Origin of the sequence: Sporosarcina sp. 6E9 (assembly GCF_017921835.1) — a bacterium.
Taxonomy (GTDB): domain Bacteria; phylum Bacillota; class Bacilli; order Bacillales_A; family Planococcaceae; genus Sporosarcina.
On the sequence record NZ_JAGEMN010000001.1, the window covers coordinates 1,595,093 to 1,616,577 of the forward strand.

The 21,485-nt window shown below is 39.4% G+C and carries 19 protein-coding genes; 1 reads left to right on the top strand and 18 read right to left on the bottom strand.

Features of this window, described 5'->3' with window-relative positions:
- Window positions 1-3: 3 nt before the first annotated feature.
- From J4G36_RS08270 to fadH, 13 genes are all read right to left on the bottom strand, one after another.
- Window positions 4-2,601, bottom strand: coding sequence for a VWA domain-containing protein (locus J4G36_RS08270; RefSeq protein ID WP_210469547.1), 2,598 nt, complete (start codon window positions 2,599-2,601; stop codon window positions 4-6).
- Window positions 2,585-4,348, bottom strand: a complete 1,764-nt coding sequence (locus tag J4G36_RS08275) for a vWA domain-containing protein (protein ID WP_210469548.1) — start codon at window positions 4,346-4,348, stop codon at window positions 2,585-2,587. The genes J4G36_RS08270 and J4G36_RS08275 overlap by 17 nt, the downstream gene beginning before the upstream one ends.
- Window positions 4,349-4,360: 12 nt before the next feature.
- Entirely contained in the window at window positions 4,361-5,233 is an 873-nt protein-coding gene (locus tag J4G36_RS08280; protein WP_210469549.1) for a DUF58 domain-containing protein, read from the bottom strand.
- Window positions 5,233-6,225: an AAA family ATPase gene (locus J4G36_RS08285; protein WP_210469550.1), complete on the bottom strand. Its 993-nt coding sequence runs from the start codon at window positions 6,223-6,225 to the stop codon at window positions 5,233-5,235. Before J4G36_RS08285 ends, J4G36_RS08280 begins: the two co-directional genes overlap by 1 nt.
- Window positions 6,226-6,249: 24 nt before the next feature.
- Window positions 6,250-7,680, bottom strand: coding sequence for a hypothetical protein (locus J4G36_RS08290; protein ID WP_210469551.1), 1,431 nt, complete (start codon window positions 7,678-7,680; stop codon window positions 6,250-6,252).
- 15 nt (window positions 7,681-7,695) lie between these two features.
- Window positions 7,696-8,538 (bottom strand): ABC transporter permease, encoded by an 843-nt coding sequence (locus tag J4G36_RS08295; protein WP_210469552.1) that lies wholly within the window; start codon window positions 8,536-8,538, stop codon window positions 7,696-7,698.
- Window positions 8,519-9,472, bottom strand: a complete 954-nt coding sequence (locus J4G36_RS08300) for an ABC transporter ATP-binding protein (RefSeq protein ID WP_210469553.1) — start codon at window positions 9,470-9,472, stop codon at window positions 8,519-8,521. Before J4G36_RS08300 ends, J4G36_RS08295 begins: the two co-directional genes overlap by 20 nt.
- Window positions 9,469-11,859 (bottom strand): hypothetical protein, encoded by a 2,391-nt coding sequence (locus J4G36_RS08305; protein WP_210469554.1) that lies wholly within the window; start codon window positions 11,857-11,859, stop codon window positions 9,469-9,471. The genes J4G36_RS08300 and J4G36_RS08305 overlap by 4 nt, the downstream gene beginning before the upstream one ends.
- Before the next feature lie 66 nt (window positions 11,860-11,925).
- Window positions 11,926-12,822 carry a transcriptional regulator CcpC gene (locus J4G36_RS08310; protein WP_210469555.1) on the bottom strand — a complete coding sequence of 299 codons (897 nt, stop codon included), beginning with the start codon at window positions 12,820-12,822 and terminating at the stop codon, window positions 11,926-11,928.
- Window positions 12,809-14,299 (bottom strand): MDR family MFS transporter, encoded by a 1,491-nt coding sequence (locus J4G36_RS08315; RefSeq protein ID WP_210469556.1) that lies wholly within the window; start codon window positions 14,297-14,299, stop codon window positions 12,809-12,811. Before J4G36_RS08315 ends, J4G36_RS08310 begins: the two co-directional genes overlap by 14 nt.
- A gap of 64 nt (window positions 14,300-14,363) precedes the next feature.
- A complete protein-coding gene (gene cbpB / locus J4G36_RS08320) occupies window positions 14,364-14,804 on the bottom strand; it encodes a cyclic-di-AMP-binding protein CbpB (protein ID WP_210469557.1) in 441 nt (146 codons plus the stop codon).
- A 143-nt stretch (window positions 14,805-14,947) separates the two neighbouring features.
- Entirely contained in the window at window positions 14,948-15,184 is a 237-nt protein-coding gene (locus J4G36_RS08325; protein ID WP_210469558.1) for a hypothetical protein, read from the bottom strand.
- A gap of 62 nt (window positions 15,185-15,246) precedes the next feature.
- Entirely contained in the window at window positions 15,247-16,005 is a 759-nt protein-coding gene (fadH, locus tag J4G36_RS08330; RefSeq protein ID WP_210469559.1) for a 2,4-dienoyl-CoA reductase, read from the bottom strand.
- Between the two features lie 195 nt (window positions 16,006-16,200).
- Between fadH and J4G36_RS08335 the strand changes: the two genes are divergently transcribed.
- A complete protein-coding gene (locus J4G36_RS08335; protein ID WP_246880443.1) occupies window positions 16,201-16,662 on the top strand; it encodes a YkyB family protein in 462 nt (153 codons plus the stop codon).
- 62 nt (window positions 16,663-16,724) lie between these two features.
- Here the strand turns inward: J4G36_RS08335 and J4G36_RS08340 are convergent, their stop codons facing one another.
- The 5 genes from J4G36_RS08340 to J4G36_RS08360 all read right to left on the bottom strand — a co-directional run bounded on the left by J4G36_RS08340 (window position 16,725) and on the right by J4G36_RS08360 (window position 21,457).
- A complete protein-coding gene (locus tag J4G36_RS08340; protein ID WP_210469560.1) occupies window positions 16,725-17,594 on the bottom strand; it encodes an NAD(P)-dependent oxidoreductase in 870 nt (289 codons plus the stop codon).
- 336 nt (window positions 17,595-17,930) lie between these two features.
- Window positions 17,931-19,187 carry a hypothetical protein gene (locus tag J4G36_RS08345; RefSeq protein WP_210469561.1) on the bottom strand — a complete coding sequence of 419 codons (1,257 nt, stop codon included), beginning with the start codon at window positions 19,185-19,187 and terminating at the stop codon, window positions 17,931-17,933.
- On the bottom strand, window positions 19,148-20,338 hold the full coding sequence (locus tag J4G36_RS08350; RefSeq protein ID WP_210469562.1) for a DUF58 domain-containing protein: 1,191 nt from the start codon (window positions 20,336-20,338) through the stop codon (window positions 19,148-19,150). The genes J4G36_RS08345 and J4G36_RS08350 overlap by 40 nt, the downstream gene beginning before the upstream one ends.
- The gene (locus tag J4G36_RS08355; protein WP_210469563.1) at window positions 20,338-21,273 is read right to left on the bottom strand and encodes an AAA family ATPase; all 936 of its coding nucleotides are present in this window, start codon (window positions 21,271-21,273) and stop codon (window positions 20,338-20,340) included. Before J4G36_RS08355 ends, J4G36_RS08350 begins: the two co-directional genes overlap by 1 nt.
- Window positions 21,251-21,457, bottom strand: coding sequence for an aspartyl-phosphate phosphatase Spo0E family protein (locus J4G36_RS08360; RefSeq protein WP_246880444.1), 207 nt, complete (start codon window positions 21,455-21,457; stop codon window positions 21,251-21,253). Before J4G36_RS08360 ends, J4G36_RS08355 begins: the two co-directional genes overlap by 23 nt.
- Window positions 21,458-21,485 lie beyond the last annotated feature (28 nt).

Genomic DNA, 21,485 nt, shown 5'->3' on the forward strand with positions numbered 1-21,485 from the left:
TATTTATCGTTTGCGTTTGTTTTTCAGTAACTCGGAAAAACTTTCTTCAGCAGTTGTTGATGTATCTTCTACAAGCTCTTCAGTAAGCCGTTTCGTCCCTAATCCTTTAAAAAATCCAAACCGACGTAGCGTAATATCAATAAAGAAAAAAATCATCGCTGCGAGAATAAGTCCCTGCGCAATCTTTTTCTTTTCCCCACTCTTATATGGGTGGCTACGAAAGGCATCAGTTGGATTTTCCAGTACAATCCCACCTGTCGAGTCGGCAATTTTTTCGAGCAACTGAACATTTGATGGAACCCTTTTGTATTCTTCATTGTAAGGCACAGAAATTCCAGCTTCAAAATAACCGCCTTTATCATCCGTTACGCCAAAAAATACAAGTCCTGGATTTGCATCGACGGTTATGCGCATTTTACCGGGCGCTAATGGCTCGGATGTGAAAGGAACTTCGACACCTTTTTCATCAATGATTGCGACCTCGAGAAACGCCGCGCTACGCGCGCTGTCCATCACCGTATACGTCCGTCCGTGTTCATGAGTGATAATATATGGAACATCTTCATATGCCGGCAGAAGGCGTCCTACGGCCGTATTCCAAAAGTCTCCATACCCGCCCCATTTTGCAAAATCTCCAGTCCACTTCCCCGTCGAATCTGACGTGAATGCAACGGTTCTCCCAAGACCATACATCCATTCAGATAAAACCGGATCCTCTTTGGTACTTTCTCCAATCATGGTTGCCGTATTTTTCAATGTCGTTGCGATATAGGCATTCATTTCCGGAACCCCTTCTGAGAATAATGCATTCCATTCGGGAACACCACCGAGAGACATGTAAAACGGATTGTCTTCGATATAGGTTCTGGTCATCATAGAAGTTTCCCGTGATAGGATTGCTGGAACGGTCGATTCATCAATGACATCATAGAACCTACCACCCCCGCTTTCCGCAAGGCTTTCCAACAATCTTCGATCCGCATCGCTTCCAATGGCGACCGTTGACATTGTAATATTATTACTCTTTCCATTAGCAATTACTTCTTCATAACCACGCGGCATTTCCGATTGGCCATCTGTCAATAAAATGATATGCTTGCGTTGCAAATCGGATTTCGTAAGATCATCATAGGCTCGTTTCATTCCTGGATATATATCAGTTCCGCCCAACGCAGAAACTGATAATATTTTCTCAATTGCCTTATTCCTATCTCCTAATGGCGCTAGTGGGATAATATCCCAAACCTGATCATCGAAGGCAATAAAACCAAAAGTATCATCATCTCGCAGCAGTTCGACTGAACGAGCGGCCGCTTCTCTTGCAAGGACTATTTTAGAACCCGACATACTGCCTGACCGATCCAGTACAATGATTAAGCCAAGGGATGGAAGTTGTTCTTTCCCTTTAATCTCCATTTCGACTGGAAGAAGTCGCTCGATAGGTGTCTTGAAATAACCGCCAAGCCCAAAGCTTTCTTCTCCGCCAACCATCATGAATCCTGTTCCGAATTTTCTTACCGCTTGTTCGATAATTGCCATTCGATTCTCGCCGACAATATGACCCGGAACGTTATCAAAAATAATTGCACTATACCCCATATATCCAGAAAGTGTTTCCGGCAACAGCTTCGCATTGATTGTATCAACCGCCATCGCTTCTTGATCGAGCAATGTTGGAATAATCGATGCATTCCCGTCAGTTTCTACAACGAGCACGCGTGGAGAACTTTCAATCATTGTAACTGAAACCATTCGATTATTCTCCAAAATTTTATCATCCGGAACAACTAACTTTGCTTCATATTTCAATAATCCATCCATACTTGAAGCCCGTCTAACCGAAAACGAATTTCCACCCTGTTCGAGTTTTACCTCTTGTTGACTAATCACTTGATCATTTTCATAAATAAAGAGATTGCCAGTCGTTCGTTCGGAAGCCTCTATTTCTACACGAAGCAATTGTTGTTCACCGGTATAGGAAGTTCTTGGCGTCTCAAATGAAATAATCGACGCATCAGCTCCTGCAGGGCGTTCTAATATCACTGTATCAATCACTGTTCGCTTATCTTTAAATTTAGGTATGATTTTTTCGATGGATCCAGCCGTCTCTAACCCATCCGATAACAAAACAATGCGAGTAGCTAAATTAGGATTTGCAAGGGCTGAAGATAAGTCGATTGCTTTTGCAATATCTGTTGCTTCATTTTTCTCCAAATTATCAATTACTGGAACAACGACTTCCACATCTGTCAGTTTCACATCAGTGCGAAAATTTTCGGCAAAAGAATAAATCCCGACGGAATGATTTGTTTTTCTTCCCTTCAAACTTTCCATAATCCAAGAATCCGCAGCCGTTCCTACCTCATCGATTGAAGCTGATCGATCAACGACAAATAAGACTTGTTCTTCAGTAACCCGAAGTGTTAAATAGGGTGATGTCAAAGCAAAGATAAGTAAAGCGACCGCAATACCGCGCAGTACAAATAAAATCGTACTGCGGCTTATCATTTTCTGCCCCGATGACCGCCATGTATAGATTAGATATAGCCCAATTGGAATGAAGAGAAGTAGCCATAATGGTTGTTCAATTCGGATATCCACGTCTTCGCTGCACCTCCCATTCCATCAACATCAACAATAAAACCGGAAATATAAAATATTTTCCAATCATCCACTTATTCACTTCAGTTCCCTTGCCGTTAATCGCTTTGCCAATACGATAAGATGAGCCTGTTTCCAGGTTTAGCTCCTCTGGTTCGAGTTGGACGGTGAATAGTTTTTCAATAGCTTCTTCCCGCGCTTTATAAACACCAGGCGGTTGCGGCGCGATGAAACTCGAAGAATCTGCGATTGTCGTCACATATTCATCTTCAATTGTAAAAACTTCGATTCTCCCTGCTTGGGTGCTTGAGAGGACTGCTCTTCGTTCATTTGGAGTAAAAGTCCCCAACGCGTTTCCTTCAGCACCCACTTGCCCAATCGCGCTCCATATAAATAATGGAAATGAAGCATGAAGTGGCCAATCTGTCATTTCAACATCCGCTAGAATAATAATATCGCCTCGGCTCGATTTTTGGATAAGTGGTTTGTTTCCAATCATCGCGATTGTTTCATGTTCATTGAATGCTGGATAAACTTCACTTACATAGACATCCGAGAGATCTGCAATAGAAAACAAAGGATCTGATAAAGTTGAAATTACACCAGTAACTTCTTCCGGATTTCCATCATTTCTACCAATTAGAATGATTGGTTTATTGCCCAACTCAAGAAATGCAACATCATTTGTCACGATTATCGATGCATCTGTGGATGCAATTAATTCGTTTTTAGACCCGGTGGAAACGGACAAACCTACGGCCTCGAATGCTTTCTTGATAAGCTCATGTAACTGATTATCTATAATCGCACTAGTTGCGTCATTGCCAAGGATTATATGCGCATCGTTATCGACTGCGTAATCATCGTCGACTAAAATTTTTGCTGTTAAAGCAGTACTGGTTGGCAAGTCTTTAAATGATAAAAGTAACTCATCTTCCCCCTCGACCATAAAATCACTTTTTACGAATACAGTTTCGGTTAATGAATCAGTCAGAATGAGAATCCCATCGATGTTTTTTCCTGATTGATTGATGAGTTTAATAATCGCTTCTGTTCCATCTTGCGTAGCGATAGCGCCAAACTTATCAATTGAAACGTTCTGATAATTGTCATTGGATGCATTCACCGACCACGCCATCTTATCACTCGCTTCGGGAAGGGTTTGCTGTTCTAGTGAATCTGTAAAGATATGAATATCCACTTCCCTTTCAGCCGCAATTGACTGTGTGAATTCAATGGCTCTTTCCATAAATTCATGTTCATACGAAACTTTCAATTGATCAATTGCTAAAATTACTTCCTCTGCATTCTTTTCTTCTCGAATGACTGTCGTAGGTTCTTTGCCTGTCGCTACAATCGTAATCGGTTGGCCTGACCGTTCATTCACAAGTTTTCTGATCGCATCTTTATGTTTATCAAACAATGAAGTTCCGTCTTTTTCCACCAGCATGCTGGCCGAAGTATCAACAATGATAATCGTTTGGCCGCGAATCGCTTCTTCTTTTGTAATAAACGGTGCCAATAAAATAAATAATAATAGTAATAACGCCAACATTTGCAAATAAAATAAAGCATTTTTCTGCAGGTTCTTCAAATACGGAGATACCTTTGTTTCGCGCATCGATTGTTCCCAAAACATAGTGGAGGATATTGTTTTCACTTCAAACTTCTTGCGGAAAAAATAATAAAGAAGGACGGCTATCGGGAAAAGAACTGTCCAACTGTAAAGTAAATTAGCAAATCCCAATGACCCTTCCCCCTATTCCAGCCAACCGACTTGGCGCATCTTTTTCGTCATCAATGTCATGACGCCGACCTGTACTTGCCCATGAATAAGCTGGATTCCATATTGTTTTGCCAACATGAATAATTTACCTTCATGGGTTTCCTTCGCCTCGATATATTGTCGAATTGAACGATTTGTCATTGTAACTTCGACACCGTCGTTACTTTCAATATCCACCAATCGTACATCACCTTCATATGATGGCAGTTCTTCTGATTCCGACTGTACAAGAATTATACGTACATCATTACAAATGCCTCGTAACCTTTTAAATAAATGTGCCCAGTTTTCCGTTTTTTCAAGACCATCCGTCACAAGAAATAAAACGGTTACCGCTTTTGGGATATGGCTTAATATACTGTCCGTAAAACCACTTTCTGAATTCGGTTCCTCAATTGACGATAGAAATTTAGTAACTGCGGCTCGATGCATAATCCCTTTCTTGCGAATGAAACGACTTTGACCATGAACCCGTGTCGAAACTGAAACAGTATCGCCGCTTTTTAACGCAATATGACCTAGACCAGCACAAATTTTACGAGCATAATCCCATTTTCCATCTACCTTCATGGATTTCGTTGAATCCAATACGACATGAATGCGCATCTCTTGTTCATCAAGAAATTGTTTGATAAACGGTTGACCTGTTCGCGCATACACATTCCAATCGATATGACGAATATCATCGCCCATATGATATTCTCTGAAATCCGAAAAATCTAATGAAGAACCTGTCTTTTTAGAACGGTGTGTCCCTTTATGATGGCCGAGTCTCCCAGATTTTGTCGCAATTGATAGCCCACCCAATCGATTTAGAAGCTTATTTGGAAATAAATTCTCAGACATTAAACAGATGCCCCTTGTTTCACATCTTCAATTAATTTCAATAGAAGATGATCAACTTCTACTCCTTCTGCTTCCCCTTCGTAATTGATTAAAATACGATGACGAAGCGCGGGAAGGGCCACGATTTTAATGTCTGCAATTGAAACATGAAGTCTTCCTGCAAGGAATGCTCGTGCTTTCGCTAATTTAATAATTGATTGCAACCCACGGGGACCGCTACCGTATTGAACATAATCCGTCCATTCACCGCTTGTTTCGTCCTTAAAATGTGTTGCCGAAATTAGATCGACTGCATAATCAATCATTTCTTCGGCAATAATTATTTCTTTTACCATTTGCTGGGCAACAACAATTTCGTCGGCATTCATCACTTTTTCTATTTTTATTTCTTTAGAGCCTGTAGTACGCATCATGATTTCTTTCAACTCTGTTTTCTTTGGAAATGGCAAATGGATTTTACAAAGAAAACGGTCCATTTGGGCTTCCGGGAGTGGATACGTTCCTTCCATCTCAATTGGGTTTTGTGTTGCAAGGACAAAAAATGGACGCGACATCTCACGCGTTTCTCCAAGAACGGTAACCGTTTTTTCCCCCATTGCTTCAAGCAAGGCACTTTGCGTCTTCGGTGTTGCCCGGTTAATCTCGTCAGCAAGCACCATTTGACTAAAAATAGGGCCTTTTTTAAATACGAATTTTTGTTTTCCATCTTCATTTCGTTCAATAATACTTGTTCCCGTTATATCAGCAGGCATCAGGTCGGGTGTAAATTGAATTCTTGAAAATGAGAGATCAAGTACCTCGGATATCGTCCGAATCAGCATTGTTTTTCCCAACCCAGGTAACCCTTCAAGAAGTGCATGACCATCGGCTAAGATCGAATAGAGCGAAAACTCAACCGCCTCATGTTGACCAACAATAAACTTACCAATTTCGTCTTTCACGTTTCGTAGCTTTTCGCTCATTTCTTTAATTTGTTCCTGCGTGTAAGGCATAAGCTCAATTCACTCCCATATCTTCTATTCAATAGACGAAAAGTAATCGGATAGGACTCGTTGTAAATCTGGTGATAAATTCATTTTCCCGGTACTTTCCAAATAAGACTTTTTATAATTGCCAATTACTTCGTTATAAGGTCGAATAGTTCCTCTTTCTGTAAGCCCATAAGCTTCCCGCTCTTCGGTAGATTCTCCTTCATTGAGGTTTCCGCCATCAATCATAGGATCTTTTGCCGTCCCAATCCGTTCTGATGGGATAGATAGCAAATCACGTCCGCCGGATCCCTTTCCTATTCCGGCACCTTGACCAGGGCCCTGACCTTGGCCTTGGCCTTGGCCTTGACCTGGATCCCGACCTTGACCTTGGCCTTGGCCTTGACCTTGACCTTGACCTTGACCTTGGCCTTGGCCTTGACCTGGATCCTGACCTTGACCCTGACCATCATCTTGGCCTTCGCCTATGCCATCGTTCTCTTTACCTTCCCCACTAGCTTCCCCTTTGCCCTCCCCTTGACCTTCGCCTGCTCCTGAAGGTTCGCCTTTGCCTGCTTCTTTAACCGCGGGTGAATCATTTTTCTCTGCTAATGCAGGTAAAGCCATACTTTTCCCAATTTTACTTAATGCTGTATTAGCCTTCCCAATGCTCTTCGCTAGATTTGTCGACAGTTCGTTTAGCGCTGTTAATTCTTGTTCCTCTGCATCAGATAGTCCATCATCAGATGGATTGGCGGTATCCGCGGCAAGCTTTTTCTTTTCAGTTAACCGCAACTCTTGCAAACGGAGTTCTTTTTGTTTTTTCACCAATTCTTTTAGTGCTTCTTCAGAGGTCTTCGCATCCTTTAAACTAACAAGCAAATCCTCTAGTGCCGTTTTGTTTTCCGGTATCTTTTCCTTTTCAACTAAATCCTTAACCGCCTTTTTCAACTCATCAACAATTAGATTTTCTTCTTCAATTGCCTCGGCCTCAATTTGCGCCTCTGATGGAAAAGTAATTAATAAAATTAGAAATGCAGAACTTACTATACTTGCGAGTAACATTTTTAAATTTACAAACTTCTTTTCTCGGTTTTTAAAACTCTCATAAGCCTTTGAAACCTTTACATTAGCCTCTTCAATAACAGACGAAGCTAATAAGGAATCACTATCTTTAATTGAAACTGCAGTCACCAGAAGATTATGTGGAATATATCGATCCAATTGTCGTGTCGCTTCATTTTTTCTAACTCGATTGTAAACAGTATAAAGAGCAGTTCCCACTAAGATAAGAACCGCTAAGGTAATCGCAAAACGTTCATAATAGGGAATGACGAATAGCCTCGAAAGCATAAATACTAATACTGCACTCACAACCGCAAAGAACATTCCCGTTTGCATCCTATAGACGATTTTCTCAATACGCAGACGAAGCAATGCAGCGTTAATATAGGTGTGTAACAATGTTTTTCTATCCATTCGCCAAACCTCCTCTTATTTAAGTCGTTTCATATTTACGCGTAAGTTTTTAACCGCAATGAACAACGACAACGCGGTGATAGATAAATAAAAGATTAAATACGTTCCCCATATCGGAAAATCTATGACCGTAAACGAAGTAATTCCTTCCTTGACATCCGGTGATAATAAAGAAGCCATGAGGACTCCGGGATTAATCGACGCCAAAAAATAGGTAGGAAACGACGTCGGTACTGCGTTTGTACTTAACGACATCAATTGCGCGAACATTATAGCTAAGAACCCCGTTACAGTCGTTAAAAACAGCATTGTTCCATACGTCGCAATCATCGATACAATCGTGCGACGAATAATTGTCGAAAACATAACCCCAAGACTGCCAATGGCTAATAATGTGACGAATAAAAATAGAAAAACCAATCCGAAATCGACAGGTGATATCCCTCCAAATAGAAATACAAGGCTATAAATCGGAAGTCCGGCAAAGATTAGTAGTAATAAAAAGGCGATAGATGACAGTAATTTTCCCAAAATAATTTGAAAGGAACTTTGTGATGTCGTCAATAAAATGGGCAACGTCTGTTTTTCTCTCTCTGTACTAATCACGCCTGCTGTCAGTCCGGGACTAATAAATAATACTAATCCCAATTGAATAAACGAAAGCAGCGTAAACAGGAAGAAACTTTCATCTGGCGTGAAATAAGCCGTTTGATTGACACTCATCGTAACGAAGATAAAACCGAAAACGAAAATACACATAATGATTAAATAAAACAGTATTCCGTTAAAACTTTTCGGTGATCTAAATCTTAACTTTATTTCTTTCGATAAAACTGGATTATTTAATTTTAGCTTCATCTTCAGTCGCTCCTTTCGTTATTTCCATGAATACATCTTCTAGATTAGTAACATGCTCTGTGAACGAAAGAATAGGAATGTCATTTATCATCGCACTTTTCAACAATTCAACCTGGTCATCATCAGTTCCTTTAAATGCAAAACTAAATCCATGAATGGCTTCTAACAACTCAATATTCGTAATGAATGGATTCTCTTCGAAAAAACGAATGATTTTTTGTTCAATTGGTCGCGTCATAGAGACTGTAATCACTTTTTCTCCTCTGAGTTGAGTTTGAATCTCATTGACCGAACCATGCGCAATTATTCTACCATTGTCGATGACGCCAATTTCATCACACATTTCCGCTAACTCAGGCAAGATATGCGAAGATATTAATATTGTTTTCCCCATTTTTTTCAAAGATCTTAAAATATCTCGCATTTCAATACGAGCCCTTGGATCTAGACCAGAAGCGGGTTCATCTAAAATCAGAACTTTAGGGTCATGGATAAGACTGCGTGCTAAACATAGTCGTTGTTTCATTCCCCTTGATAATAAGTCAACGTATTCATAACGTTTATGTGTCAAATTGACAAGCTCCAACAGTTGAGGAATAATTTTTTTACGTTCTGATTCAGAAATACCATAACTTGCAGCGTAAAAATCCAAATACTCATCCGCTTTCAATTGATCATATACACCAAAAAAATCCGGCATATATCCAATCATTTTACGAATTTCCGTAGGATTTTTTCGAACACTGATTCCATTGATAAATAATTCTCCCGATGTTGGTTGTAAAAGCGTCGCAAGCATCAGAAACATCGTTGATTTTCCTGCACCGTTAGCACCGACGAAACCGAAAACTGTTCCTTCTTTTAAGGACAAGTTAATATCATCTAGTGCTTTAAAGTTACCGTATTTTTTTGTAACACCTTTTATCTCAATCATTTTGACACCTCCCCGACTAATTCCAGTTTTGGGAGAACTTCACCAGTACTATATTTCCCACTATTAAAGTTAATTTGAATGGTGACAATCCCTTCCTCAGCTATATAATCAGACATGTTTTCGGTTAATGCCAGCTCATCTGATTCGATTAATTCAAATTCACCGGTTAGGATGTTCAATATCTGGCTACTGTACAATTGATGGTCAAGATTGAATAGCTTCATGCTAATCCAGTCAATATCCGCGGCCACTAATTCTTCCGGCAGTCTCCATGACTGTGTATATTCCATTCCCTCTGTGTATGTCTCCTGTATTGGATTATCGATAACATACTCACCATAACCCGGTTCATTGACCGCCATATACATTTCAAGCATAGTTTCATCAGCATTTATTTTGCCTTGTAGTATGAGATCTGACTTTATAGGTTGAACAATCAAAGTTAATGAAGAAAGTGAAGTGTTAACATTTTCAAGTGTGACTGGGACTATTTGCGTATCCGTATAGCCAACCAAAACTGGTTTGTTTGATGCGCTCATATTCTCACTAAAAAAAGCTAGCGCATCATTCTTTCGTATTTTCATAAGGTCGTCGTTTGCAGCTGAAGTGTACATCCCTTGATACGGCAATCTTGGGCTTAACAGAGCTGTTTTTAATTCTTCTTTGATTTCAACGGTTTCCCCTGCGCCAATATTATCTAAGGGAATAAAATCACTTCCTGACCATATTGCTACATCTTTTAATTCAAATGGAAAATCATTTGTTATTGAACCCGTTAACAACCCTTTTTTAACTATTAAATCGTTTACAATCTCCCCGACGTCTTTTAGGTTTGTTTCGCCATAAACCGATGCCACATTCCAATAGCCTACATTTCTAAAATGTAATGCGGTACCTGCAGCATCATTTTCAAGCATCGCTCTTTTATGCAACAGATTGCCACTTGTGTTAAACATTGTATTTTGGGGTGAAGCAGCAAGTAGTGTTCCATGAGGAGCCTTAAAGATATAATCTCCCGATTTATTGGAGAGTATCGATTCCGCGAAATATCCCTTGACGTTTCCATCCGGTTCTACATTTAAAATTGCTGTATGTTGAATTTGTGCCCGGCCAATTCGATCTTTCGCACCGTATCCGAAAATTGCAACTGATGTTAATAGCGCAATCGCAGGGATAATCCACCAAGCATATTCACGTTTATCTTTACGTTTTAATATAAAGTACAATATCGGAATAATGATAATGATATATAATGTAATGATTCCAAAAATTAGAGATGCAGAAACTTTAAAGGAAGGAAATAATTCATTAGTAGTACCAACTGTATAGGATAGTTGATTCAACGGATCATACATTTTTTTAAAAGGAGAATTGACCACATTTTCTCCAACAGAAAATATTTTATTCCAGACAGCTGTCATTCCAGAAGATTTTGCCATTGGCTCATCACCTAAGGAAAATGCAGTTTGAATGATTAGCCCTTGACCAAGCTTTTTGTCGGCAATTAGTAAATGACCTTCTTCTTCAAGGAGTGTAAACGCGCCGTCATTAAGTTCGGATGAATATACACGGATTGTTTCCTCGAATTCCGTTGTATCCGCCCATTCATTTAACACCGTGGGGACAACGTCAATTTGTTCAGTCAATTTCAATGGTAAATAAGGTGCAAAAACGCCAACTTCATTTTCCAAGTTATCTGAACTACCTATTATTATAATTCCGCCATTTTTCACCCATTCAAGTAATGCAAGTTGTTTTTCGCTTTGTAAATCAGCAAAAGCATATTCATCCATGACAACATAATCAACCATATCCCAACCGCGTGCATCATCCGGAAAGTTCATAACATCTATTTTTTCCGAATTAATTACCAACACATTGGGGACGGGTCCGATGTCGACACTTTTTAGTGCAATAAGTCGGTCTATGTTATTTGTAAATGTCACAATCATCTTTTCGTCATGATACATCGTTGCAGTTGGAAACTTTGCACCTGAATATTTAATTTCCTTACCTTTTTTCCAACCGCCTTCGTACAAGTAGATGGATTTGAAATGTTGATTTCCGTACATGCCAGACATGCCATCTAAATTATTCACAAAGAAAGAAATCGTCTTTGTTTCTCCTGTTCCGATTTCAAGAGGAAAGGCTTTACCCATTCCTTGTTGATAGGACTCCACCACATCGATTACTAGATCACCACTAAAATGAGTTCCCGTATTTTCAATAGTTATTGATACGGGCGCACCTTTTTCATACTTTGCTTTCCCATCAATTCCGGCGGACACTTTCACAGTCAAATCTGGTTTTGCCAAGGCAGTTACACCCGGAATTATCAAGATAAATACTGTGATTGCCAGTAAAAATCCCATAACTTTTTTCATCATAATTTATGGCCCCCGTTTTGTATGATACTTTCATAATAGTACGAATTAGCGAGAGTAAAGTTCCCCTTACTGAAAATTTTTATTTCTTTGAACTTTTTTCGCGTGTTGTTGAACAATTTCCGTGAATGCGGATACTTGCTTTAATGCAAAAGACGATTCATATCCAATAAGCCAAGTATCCCGCGTCAATTCAAATTCTTCATCGCTGTTCAAAAGTGGGATTTTATTAACTATTTCATCACCGATTAACGTGATTGATGGCAGGATTGCATAACCAATTCCATTAAGCGCAAGTTGTTTGCAGGTTTCAATTTGGTCTACTGTGATTTGCCTTTGAGGTTTTTGCGCGAAGTGTCGTTGCCACCAATGTTGAATTTCTCGATGGTAGTTCGAATCGCTTTTAAATTGAACAAATGGACGCGTCGTTTCTTTTATTTGATCAAGGGATGTTATTTCATTGTCTACGAGATACAATTGGTCTCGAAATAAATACTCCTTACGACCTTTCCAATCCGTTTGACCACGAACAATTCCTATATGCGCTTCCCGTTCGTTTAACGCTTTCACAATTTCTGAGCTCCAACCAGTCATTAGGGATATTTGTGCATCCGGGTAACGCTCAACAAATTCCTTCAGCACCTGAGGCAACCACGTATGGCCAATAATTGATGCACAGGCTATTTTTAATGTCCCGTGCACTTTATCCGCCATCGATGCAATCATTTCAAGGGCTTCTTCTTTTTTCAGTAAAGCCTCTTTTGCATACTCAACGATTAGTTCACCGGCAGGCGTTGGTTCCAATCCTTTTTGTGAGCGAATAAACAATAATGTATCCCATTCTTTTTCAATTGATTGGAGACGTTGTGATAAGGCTGGTTGGGATAGGAATAAACGATCAGCAGCTTTTCGCATATTCCCTTCCTCGGCAAGTGTTTTTATGATTTCGAGTTCAATCATCGACATTTAAAAGCTCCTTTCCCCGTGGTATTCGTAAAATGAGCAAAAGACTAATTACTGCAAATACAGCAACGCCAACATAGACCCATTGAAGGGATTGGCCAAGTGCATTTTCGAGAAGATTAATGTCTGGCACCGAAATTGCTTTGCGCCCCTCTTCTGTCAATAGAAGATTTACATCATCAACGTCCAAGCTAGATTGATTCTTTTTAAAGGCAGTCATCAGCGTAGCATTTAATATTGCGCCAAAAAAAGCTGCGCCCACTGTATTCCCGAAATTACGCATGAACATATTCGCCGCTGTTGCGGATCCTCTCTTGTGTCTCGGTACAGCTCCTTGGATTGTAACGACGAAAGCAGTACCCGTTAGCCCCATACCTATGCCGACGAAGAAGCTTGAAATCGCTGCCCATAATGGACCTGAAGTTGCAGTCATCGTGACAAACAACATCGATCCGATAACGAGAAAAATCCCTCCGACAAACGACACCTTGAATGTCCCCCAACGGATTAATAAATGCCCTGCGAATGATGAAGCTATTGGCCAACCAATCGACATTGCAGTCAAAGTAAATCCTGCGATAATTGCAGGTTGACCCATAACGCCTGTTACAAAGGTCGGTAAATAGGCAGATATCCCTATTAATATAAAACCAGTGGTAAAGGAAACTAAATTGGCATATAAAATTACTGGATTCTTCCAAATTGAAAAAGGCATTAATGGATCTTTAGCAGTCCGTTCCACAAAAACGAATAATGTAAATAGACCAAAACTCATCAATAATAATGCGATACTAGAGAAAGATAGCCTTCCGAAAGATTGACCGCCTTCAACTAGCCAAAATAAAATGGCAGACAAAGAAATCGTTAATAAGATTGCGCCTTTATAATCAATTGAAACTTCTTTCTCCCTTTCAGGTTCTTGAAGAAAAACACCAATCCCAATCATAGCTAAAATGCCAAGTGGAATATTTACCCAGAAAACGTATTCCCAACTAAAGTAATAAACAATCCCGCCGCCTAGCGCTGGTCCCAAAACGGCCGAAATACCCCAAATACTAGATAAATAACCCTGCACTTTTGCTCGTTCTTTTGTTGTATAAATGTCCCCCACAATAGTCGTCACAATTGGCATAACGGCACCAGCCCCCAGGCCTTGGATAAGTCGATATAAAATTAGCTGTTCCATGGTGGTTGCAAATCCACATAAAAAAGAACCAATAATAAAAATCGTCATACCGATAAATAAAATTGGCTTTCTTCCAAATAGGTCGGCTAATTTTCCGTAAACTAAAACAGTTACGGTACTCATTAACAAATATGCAGAAAATATCCAACTATATCTCGAAAAACCACCCAGATCTGATGCAATCACAGGCATTGCAGTTGTCACAATAGTCGCTTCGACTGCGCTAACAAACATAGCAAGCATGACTGATATAAGGACGAGCGGTCTGTTCGTTGCTTTTTTATTTAATCTCATATATTTCACCTTTCAAAAAGAGAAGGCCCCTACTACGGAGCCTTCTCAGGTTGTTTCATCACCGTTAGTCAACGGAATATATATACTTCTTAAACTGTTTTAAGATTACCCTTCTTGTTAAAATACCGGCAAATGTTCCATCTTCTTCTACAACACAAACAAAAGGATTATCAATTACTAAGTCCAATCCCCTTTGAAAGCGATCTGTAGTCCGTATCGTCGGAATATTGGTTTTCATTATTTCATCAACTTTTAAATCGGGTAATCGTTCATATTCGATATGTGCTAAGCCTAAAATAGAATCCGTAACTGTTCGAATGCTAAGAAGTCCCTTTAAACGGTCGTTTGCATCAAGCACTGGAATTGATGAATATCCTGTTTTAGTTAAAACGAGGAGGGCATGTTCCGCATTGTTACCAATTTGAACGTGAACTACCTTTTCAGCTGAAATAATATAATCTGCGATAGGGGTAAACAAAAACTCTTTATTTCTAACAGAAATCATGCAAATCGGCTCCTTCTATCTCTGTGCTAGACAATTCTAAACCTACTCATCTATCATATCACAAGAAGCCTTTTGTATAGAGCGAAAAGAAAACCTCTTCCTTGAAAAAGAGGTTTTCTTACAGTAGTGAGATATCCAATTTATCATACATAGTTTGAAAATGCATAGTACAAAATAATAATCCCGACAAATAGTGTAGCCACCAATATTATCCAGAATATTGGATTTAATGTAAATGGATGATCCTCAACCGCTTCAGGTATTGACGCATTTTTTTCGTTCAAAATTCCGACAGCTCGACTTGTTTTTTTAACGGTTAAAATACAAATCGTGCTAATAATAATGACAACAATAATAAACGGTATCGTCCAAATGTCCATACACACATCACTCCTTTATAAAAGGATGTGCAATTAATCCCTTATTAACCGTTGAAATATTTTTAAAACGGAAATTTATTTAACCATTGTCCGCCATCAAGCGTAACAATTTCACCATTCATGAATGCAGCTTTCTCAGACATGATGAATGCCGCTAGTTCTGCAATTTCCTCCGGTTTCCCAATTCTCCCTAATGGTATTGAAGCTAGTGTTCGTTTTGCTGCTTCTTCTGATTCCCACAGCTTATCTGCTCCGCCCGTCCGTTCAATTGGACCTGGTGCAATCCCATTCACTCGAATACCATATTGCGTTCCCCATTCAACCGCAAGTGTTCTTGTTAACGACATGACACCCGCTTTGGCTGCCGCCGAATGTACGACACCCGCACCAGCATCCCAAGCATATGTTGCAAGCATGTTTAAAATCGCGCCTTTTTGCTTGTTCTCTATCCAATACTTTCCGACCGCACTCGAACAATAAAATGTTCCATTTAATACAATGTCAATGACAGATTTCCATCCATTTGCTGAAAGGTCTTCTGCACGAACGATAAAGTTTCCTGCAGCATTATTAACGAGGCCATCGATGCGTCCAAATTTCTTATCTGCGAAGTTGACCATTTGTTGAACAGATTCAACATCTCTGACATCCATTTGAAAAACAGAAGCATTTTCGCCAATTTCTTCTTTGGCCGCATGTAAGCGGTCTAGATTTCTGCCGGTAATGACAACATTTGCGCCTTCATCTGTAAACTTTTTCGCCATATATTTCCCCATGCCATTTGATCCACCTGTAACAATAATCACTTTTTCCTTAAACATATTATTCCCCCTTAGTGAATGAATGCTCACTCATAATATATCACATCTGAAGTAGAATGACGACGAAAGATTCTAAATTATCTTTTCCAGTCATTCATAACGTTCCACAAATCCGCTTAATTCATGTACAAAGAATCACCTTTTTGATATTATAAAGATTAGATATATTTTAACAATACTAGAAGGAGGCCTATTTTGAAAAGCAGTCCAACTATTAGAGACCTTACAGTCGCTATCTATACTGTAAATCGACATGCAAAAACCGCGCCGGATAATAAAGAGTTATATGACCTCAAAAAATTAGCGCTTGAGAAACTCATAAAAAAAGGTCACGCAACAAAAATCGGATTGCATTTCGTCGATAATCCAAAGTTTAGTCAACAACATTCAACGACCTTGGTTCGTTGTTGCGATTTCCTCTTCCACATGATCCCTGAAAAAGAAGACTTCAAATCTCTTCCACATCTTGGTCAACAAGACCAAACTGCTCGTAATCCTCAAGAGCGCATGAGTTTACGCGTTGCCAAAGAGCTCCTTGAAGGTTTCATAGGAATCCCCCCAAAAAAGCCAATTATAAAGAAAAGTAAACTAAAAAAGAAAAGTGTTCATAACGTTCACAAAACAAATAGTTTTCGTTCGTCATATTTAGATGGCTAATAATAAAAGTGGACGAGTTAATTGCATAATCGCAATCAGCTCGTCCACCTTTTTAATTACAATTATGATTGATATTTTTTATACAAGACCTGTGTGCCATTGTCCCCAAATCCTTGTTCAAGCAATTGGTGATACATGCTACGCGCGAGCTCCAAGCCTGGCAAGTTCAATCCCATTTGTTCAGCCTCTGCCAATGCGATATCCATATCCTTTAAAAAGTGTTTCACATAAAATCCTGGTTCGAAATCCTTCTGTAGCATGCGAGGCGCTAAATTTGAAAGTGACCAAGAGCCAGCAGCACCTGTTGAAATCGACTTTAAAACAATATTCGGATCAAGTCCTGCCTTCTCCGCATAGACAATCGCCTCGCAAACGCCAATCATATTTGTCGCAATGGCTATTTGGTTACACATTTTTGTATGTTGGCCTGCTCCTGCATCGCCTTGATAAATTATATCTTTCCCGAAAACTTCCAATATTGGAAGCACCTTATTAAATACTGCCTCATCACCACCGCACATAATTGAAAGCGTGCCGTTCTTCGCGCCGATGTCGCCACCGGATACAGGTGCATCGATAGAGGCCATGTTACGTTTCACGGCAACGCTAGCAATACGTTTGGCTAATGCAGGACTTGATGTCGTCATATCGATTAAGATCTGGCCTTCACTTCCCGCTGCAAATATACCAGATGAACCAAAGTAAACGGCTTCCACATCGGTAGGATAACCGACCATCGTAATCACGATATCTGCACCTGCTGTTGCTTCGCTTGGCGTTTCAGCCCATTTCGCACCGTCATCAATTAGTTCCGTTGCACGATCCTTTGTGCGTGTGTAAATAGTGACTTCATATTTAGCCTGAAGTAAGTGTCGAATAATGCTGCTGCCCATTACGCCAGTACCTATAAAGGCAACTTTCTTTAAAGTCATTCCAATTCCTCCCCATGTAATTCAACTATTTTGTTTATTCTATCAGAAGTTATAGATTCCGACATGTTTTTATGGCTAAACAAAAAAAGAGGATGAACTTTTTGTCAAAGTTCATCCTAAAAAGGGGGAAATGAGAATGTTGCTGTGTTCAAATATAATATCCCCGAATTATCTAGTGATTAAACATTTTTATAAAAATTATTTTTTATTTTATTTAATGTTTCTACAAAATATCGACTTTCTTTTCAAAAATCGTCAAGCTACTAAATCGAACTTTGTCATTCGTCAAAAATGAGCTGATTGATCTTGTTCCCATCCCATCGGGTGAAACCATGTCTATCTCCGATTAATAAAATACATTTCACGTATTTCATTTAATTCATCCACAAATAGACGACTTTCTTCTTCCGTCAGCGTCATTGCCCCGTAGCGTGCTTTATCATAAGTCGCAAATAAATTATCGTCATTTCTCCAACCCATTCTCAAAAACCATTCTTTTACCGTTTCCCCTGCAAAGCGAGGATACTTTGCCTCATGGGCATCATTTTCAAAACTCTGATAAGCCTTTCGCACAGCATTTGATGCGATTGAATAGTCATATACCTGTTCGACATCCGATTTCTTTTTATCGCCCCGACCGAATAAACGAACTTTATAAGCTGCACCTTCCGATTCATCGTAATGATGTTGTTTCTGTCTGAAATTCAAATAAAGAACGATAGCAGCTAATATGGCAGCACCAATGACTACGTAAACACCGATATTCAGTTCGGCGCTTGCAGCAAGGATTTCTAGTTTTTCATTCATTTGGTCTTCATCGTTAAAGATTGTTGGCGGGTCCATCTCTTGATACCTTTTCCATCTTAAGTAATCGATCCAATCAATAATGTAATCGATAAATGGTGTTATCGCTGCTGACACGAACATAAACAATCCGCCGAATAGAAATCCTAAAATTGCAAGTACCGCTGTACGGAAGGGCTCAATCAGATAATAAATTAACAAGTAGGTCGTGATTCCCACGCCTATCATTGCCGCAAATACTTTAGTTATTTCAAACCACTCAAATTTTGGCAAGCGTCTTCCAAGGAATAATATCGTTAGATAACGTAACACAATAAATAAAATTGTCGTTAATAAGAACAATTGTACATTCTCTTTATTGATTTCAGTTGCATCTGCCTTCGGTAGATAACTTCGTGTTATTAAATAAAAAATCGTAAAGACGATTGTATTTATCGCCAGGAAGTTCCATCTGCTATTTCGTTGCAAACCAAAATTTGCGTGTATCCGCCAGCAAGTGTACATAAAAACAAAAACCACTATTGGTGTTGCCATCCCGATAAAATAAAACGGTACGACAAGCAAGAATGAAAATAGCAATCCCATTAAAATAGAGTATCGTTTAATATTAAATAAGAAATAGCATGCAATTCCTATACAAATGGCAAGTACAATTAGTAAATAATGTGGACTCACGAACAAGTTTTCTGAAATTAAAAGAAGCGGATAAGTTAGCAGTATGAGTTCCAGGATGAAACTTTCAACATTCTTCAGCCTAAAACTGAAATCGTCGATTTGTCGTTGATCCACTGCGCCTCACCCCTTTCATAAGAACTATCGATAATTACTTCGCTGCGCTTAGACCATTTACCATGCAAGGCATGAAAACGTTCGGGCTCGTGAGTAATGAGTACAATTGTTGGTGCTAATTGTACTTTCGACTCAATACTTTGTAGTATATTCTCAAAAGGGATTTTTGCATTTTTCTCTGATATTTGCGCTAATAACTCAAGCGATTTTTGATGTTGGATTTTTCCTGTCCCGGTGGCTTGATGAATGTATGGTTGCATTCCATACGTGCGTATATTGATGATAATTTCATAGGGGATGACATGACTTGTACAATAATCAACATACGATGCTAGACGCTCCACTTTCCTTTCGAAGTCGCCATCCGTGCGCGATTTTTCAATGGCATTTAGGATAAACATCACCGATTGTTCGGTAACTGGCAAATACTCTTTTGTTTGCAACTTTTGCATACGAGCACTTGCAGTCCAATGAATTTGATCAAAACGATCAGATGGTACATAGTCCCGAGTCCCAACTGGCTGAAACTTATCGTGAAACAATGATTGTCGTTGTGGAATTTCACCCGGTTTGAACGGTGACGGATTTAATTGGCCAGTAAATGGAACTATATTTGGATATACGAGATTTTCTTGATTCACCGGATCTTCTAGCTCCATCAAAACCGAACCTTCCCCAAATATATGGGGAACTTCAACGATGACACGTGTTATTCTAGATATCCCTCTTTTCCTGCCTTCCAACGGAATTGTTATCCGAACCACTTCATAACTTCCGACTGAAAAAGGAACTGTAAAATCAAAAATCCCACTAAAATGTTGCATGTCATTGAGTGTCGGAATCACAGAATCCTCTATTGAAAGTGTTAATTTACCATTCCAAATTGGCAGTCTTCCATTTTCAAACTCCATGACTAAATCAGATTCAGTTCCAATTAAAAAGCGTGCTTTATTTTTAACAGGTAATAGTTTCAAGTCTTTCCCTACGTTTTTATAGTACATATTTTGAACAATACCCATTAACAGAATAGAAGCGAAACAGGCAGCCAGAACAACTTGAAAATAAATGAGTGCAAACAATAAGAAGACAAGTGCGACTCCCATCAGCATATGAAGTGATTTGAAACCCTCTTCATGGCGATTCCAGTTCATCAGATTGCCGCCTCTATCGGTGCAGGTATTGAACTAATAATGTCATCCAATACACCTTCTAATTCTTTTGTCAGCATTCCTTCCGTTGACAACTCCATACGGTGCAAGGCTGCAGGTTCAATGATTGCTTTCACATCATCAGGTGTCGCAAAATTTCTACCTGAGATGTATGCATACGCTTTGGTAGCACGTAAGATAGCGAGTGCTGCACGCGAGCTAAGTCCTAGTTCGATGAAAGGATGTTCTCGAGTCGCCCGGACAAGTTTCAATATATAATGTTCAATATCTTCATGGACCGTTACGTTGCCTGCTTCAGTGGCCCATAGTTGCACGTCGTTCGGACCGATTACTGATGAAGTCGTAATTTCACCTGGATTATTCCCGTATTGTCTTAAAATCTGTTGCTCTTCCTCCATTGACGGGTAACCTATATTCAGTTTGAACAGAAAACGATCGAGTTGGGCAGCAGGTAATGGAAAAGTTCCTTGTTGAGACTCGATTGGGTTTTGAGTTGCTATGACCATAAATGGGGTTGGAAGTTTTATCGTTTCACCATCGATTGTTACTTGTTTCTCTTCCATTGACTCCAGAAGACTTGACTGCGTACGTGGTGTTGCCCTGTTTATTTCGTCTGCCAGAAGAATATTCGTTGTAACAGGACCTGCTTTCAATACAAAATCCTGCGTTTGCGGATTATAATAACGGATTCCCGTCACATCAGATGGAAGTACGTCGGGCGTAAATTGTATACGTCTGAAATCACCTTTGAATGCACTAGCAAAGCTTTTTGCCATCATTGTTTTACCTGAACCCGGAACACTTTCTAATAAAACATGACCTTCTTGCAACAATGCAATTAACATAAAATCAAATTCTTTTTCCCTACCAATAATAGCCTGATTCAATTCTTGCTTAAATTCTTGGATTGAAACCACTCATAACCCCTCCGATTATAATTTTTTCTTTTAACAGATTCCTATCTTGCTTTTGATAACTGTCATATTGATTAATCAAAACATCTAGCTTTTGGCTTACCTTTAGTGTTTCCTCTGAACCTATGCCTGTTGCCGCAGCAATTTCAATCATTAATTTACGGGTTTCCTCTATCTCTTTTTCCACCAGTACCCCTCCGCGGTTCCAATACTTT

What these genes read in the sequence shown, in the direction of transcription:
- J4G36_RS08280 (WP_210469549.1), bottom strand. Translation starts at nt 5,233, where the DNA reads ATGTCTGAGAATTTATTTCCAAATAAGCTTCTAAATCGATTGGGTGGG.
- J4G36_RS08285 (WP_210469550.1), bottom strand. Translation starts at nt 6,225, where the DNA reads ATGCCTTACACGCAGGAACAAATTAAAGAAATGAGCGAAAAGCTACGA.
- J4G36_RS08290 (WP_210469551.1), bottom strand. Translation starts at nt 7,680, where the DNA reads ATGGATAGAAAAACATTGTTACACACCTATATTAACGCTGCATTGCTT.
- J4G36_RS08295 (WP_210469552.1), bottom strand. Translation starts at nt 8,538, where the DNA reads ATGAAGCTAAAATTAAATAATCCAGTTTTATCGAAAGAAATAAAGTTA.
- J4G36_RS08300 (WP_210469553.1), bottom strand. Translation starts at nt 9,472, where the DNA reads ATGATTGAGATAAAAGGTGTTACAAAAAAATACGGTAACTTTAAAGCA.
- J4G36_RS08305 (WP_210469554.1), bottom strand. Translation starts at nt 11,859, where the DNA reads ATGATGAAAAAAGTTATGGGATTTTTACTGGCAATCACAGTATTTATC.
- J4G36_RS08310 (WP_210469555.1), bottom strand. Translation starts at nt 12,822, where the DNA reads ATGTCGATGATTGAACTCGAAATCATAAAAACACTTGCCGAGGAAGGG.
- J4G36_RS08315 (WP_210469556.1), bottom strand. Translation starts at nt 14,299, where the DNA reads ATGAGATTAAATAAAAAAGCAACGAACAGACCGCTCGTCCTTATATCA.
- cbpB (WP_210469557.1), bottom strand. Translation starts at nt 14,804, where the DNA reads ATGATTTCTGTTAGAAATAAAGAGTTTTTGTTTACCCCTATCGCAGAT.
- J4G36_RS08325 (WP_210469558.1), bottom strand. Translation starts at nt 15,184, where the DNA reads ATGGACATTTGGACGATACCGTTTATTATTGTTGTCATTATTATTAGC.
- fadH (WP_210469559.1), bottom strand. Translation starts at nt 16,005, where the DNA reads ATGTTTAAGGAAAAAGTGATTATTGTTACAGGTGGATCAAATGGCATG.
- J4G36_RS08340 (WP_210469560.1), bottom strand. Translation starts at nt 17,594, where the DNA reads ATGACTTTAAAGAAAGTTGCCTTTATAGGTACTGGCGTAATGGGCAGC.
- J4G36_RS08350 (WP_210469562.1), bottom strand. Translation starts at nt 20,338, where the DNA reads ATGAACTGGAATCGCCATGAAGAGGGTTTCAAATCACTTCATATGCTG.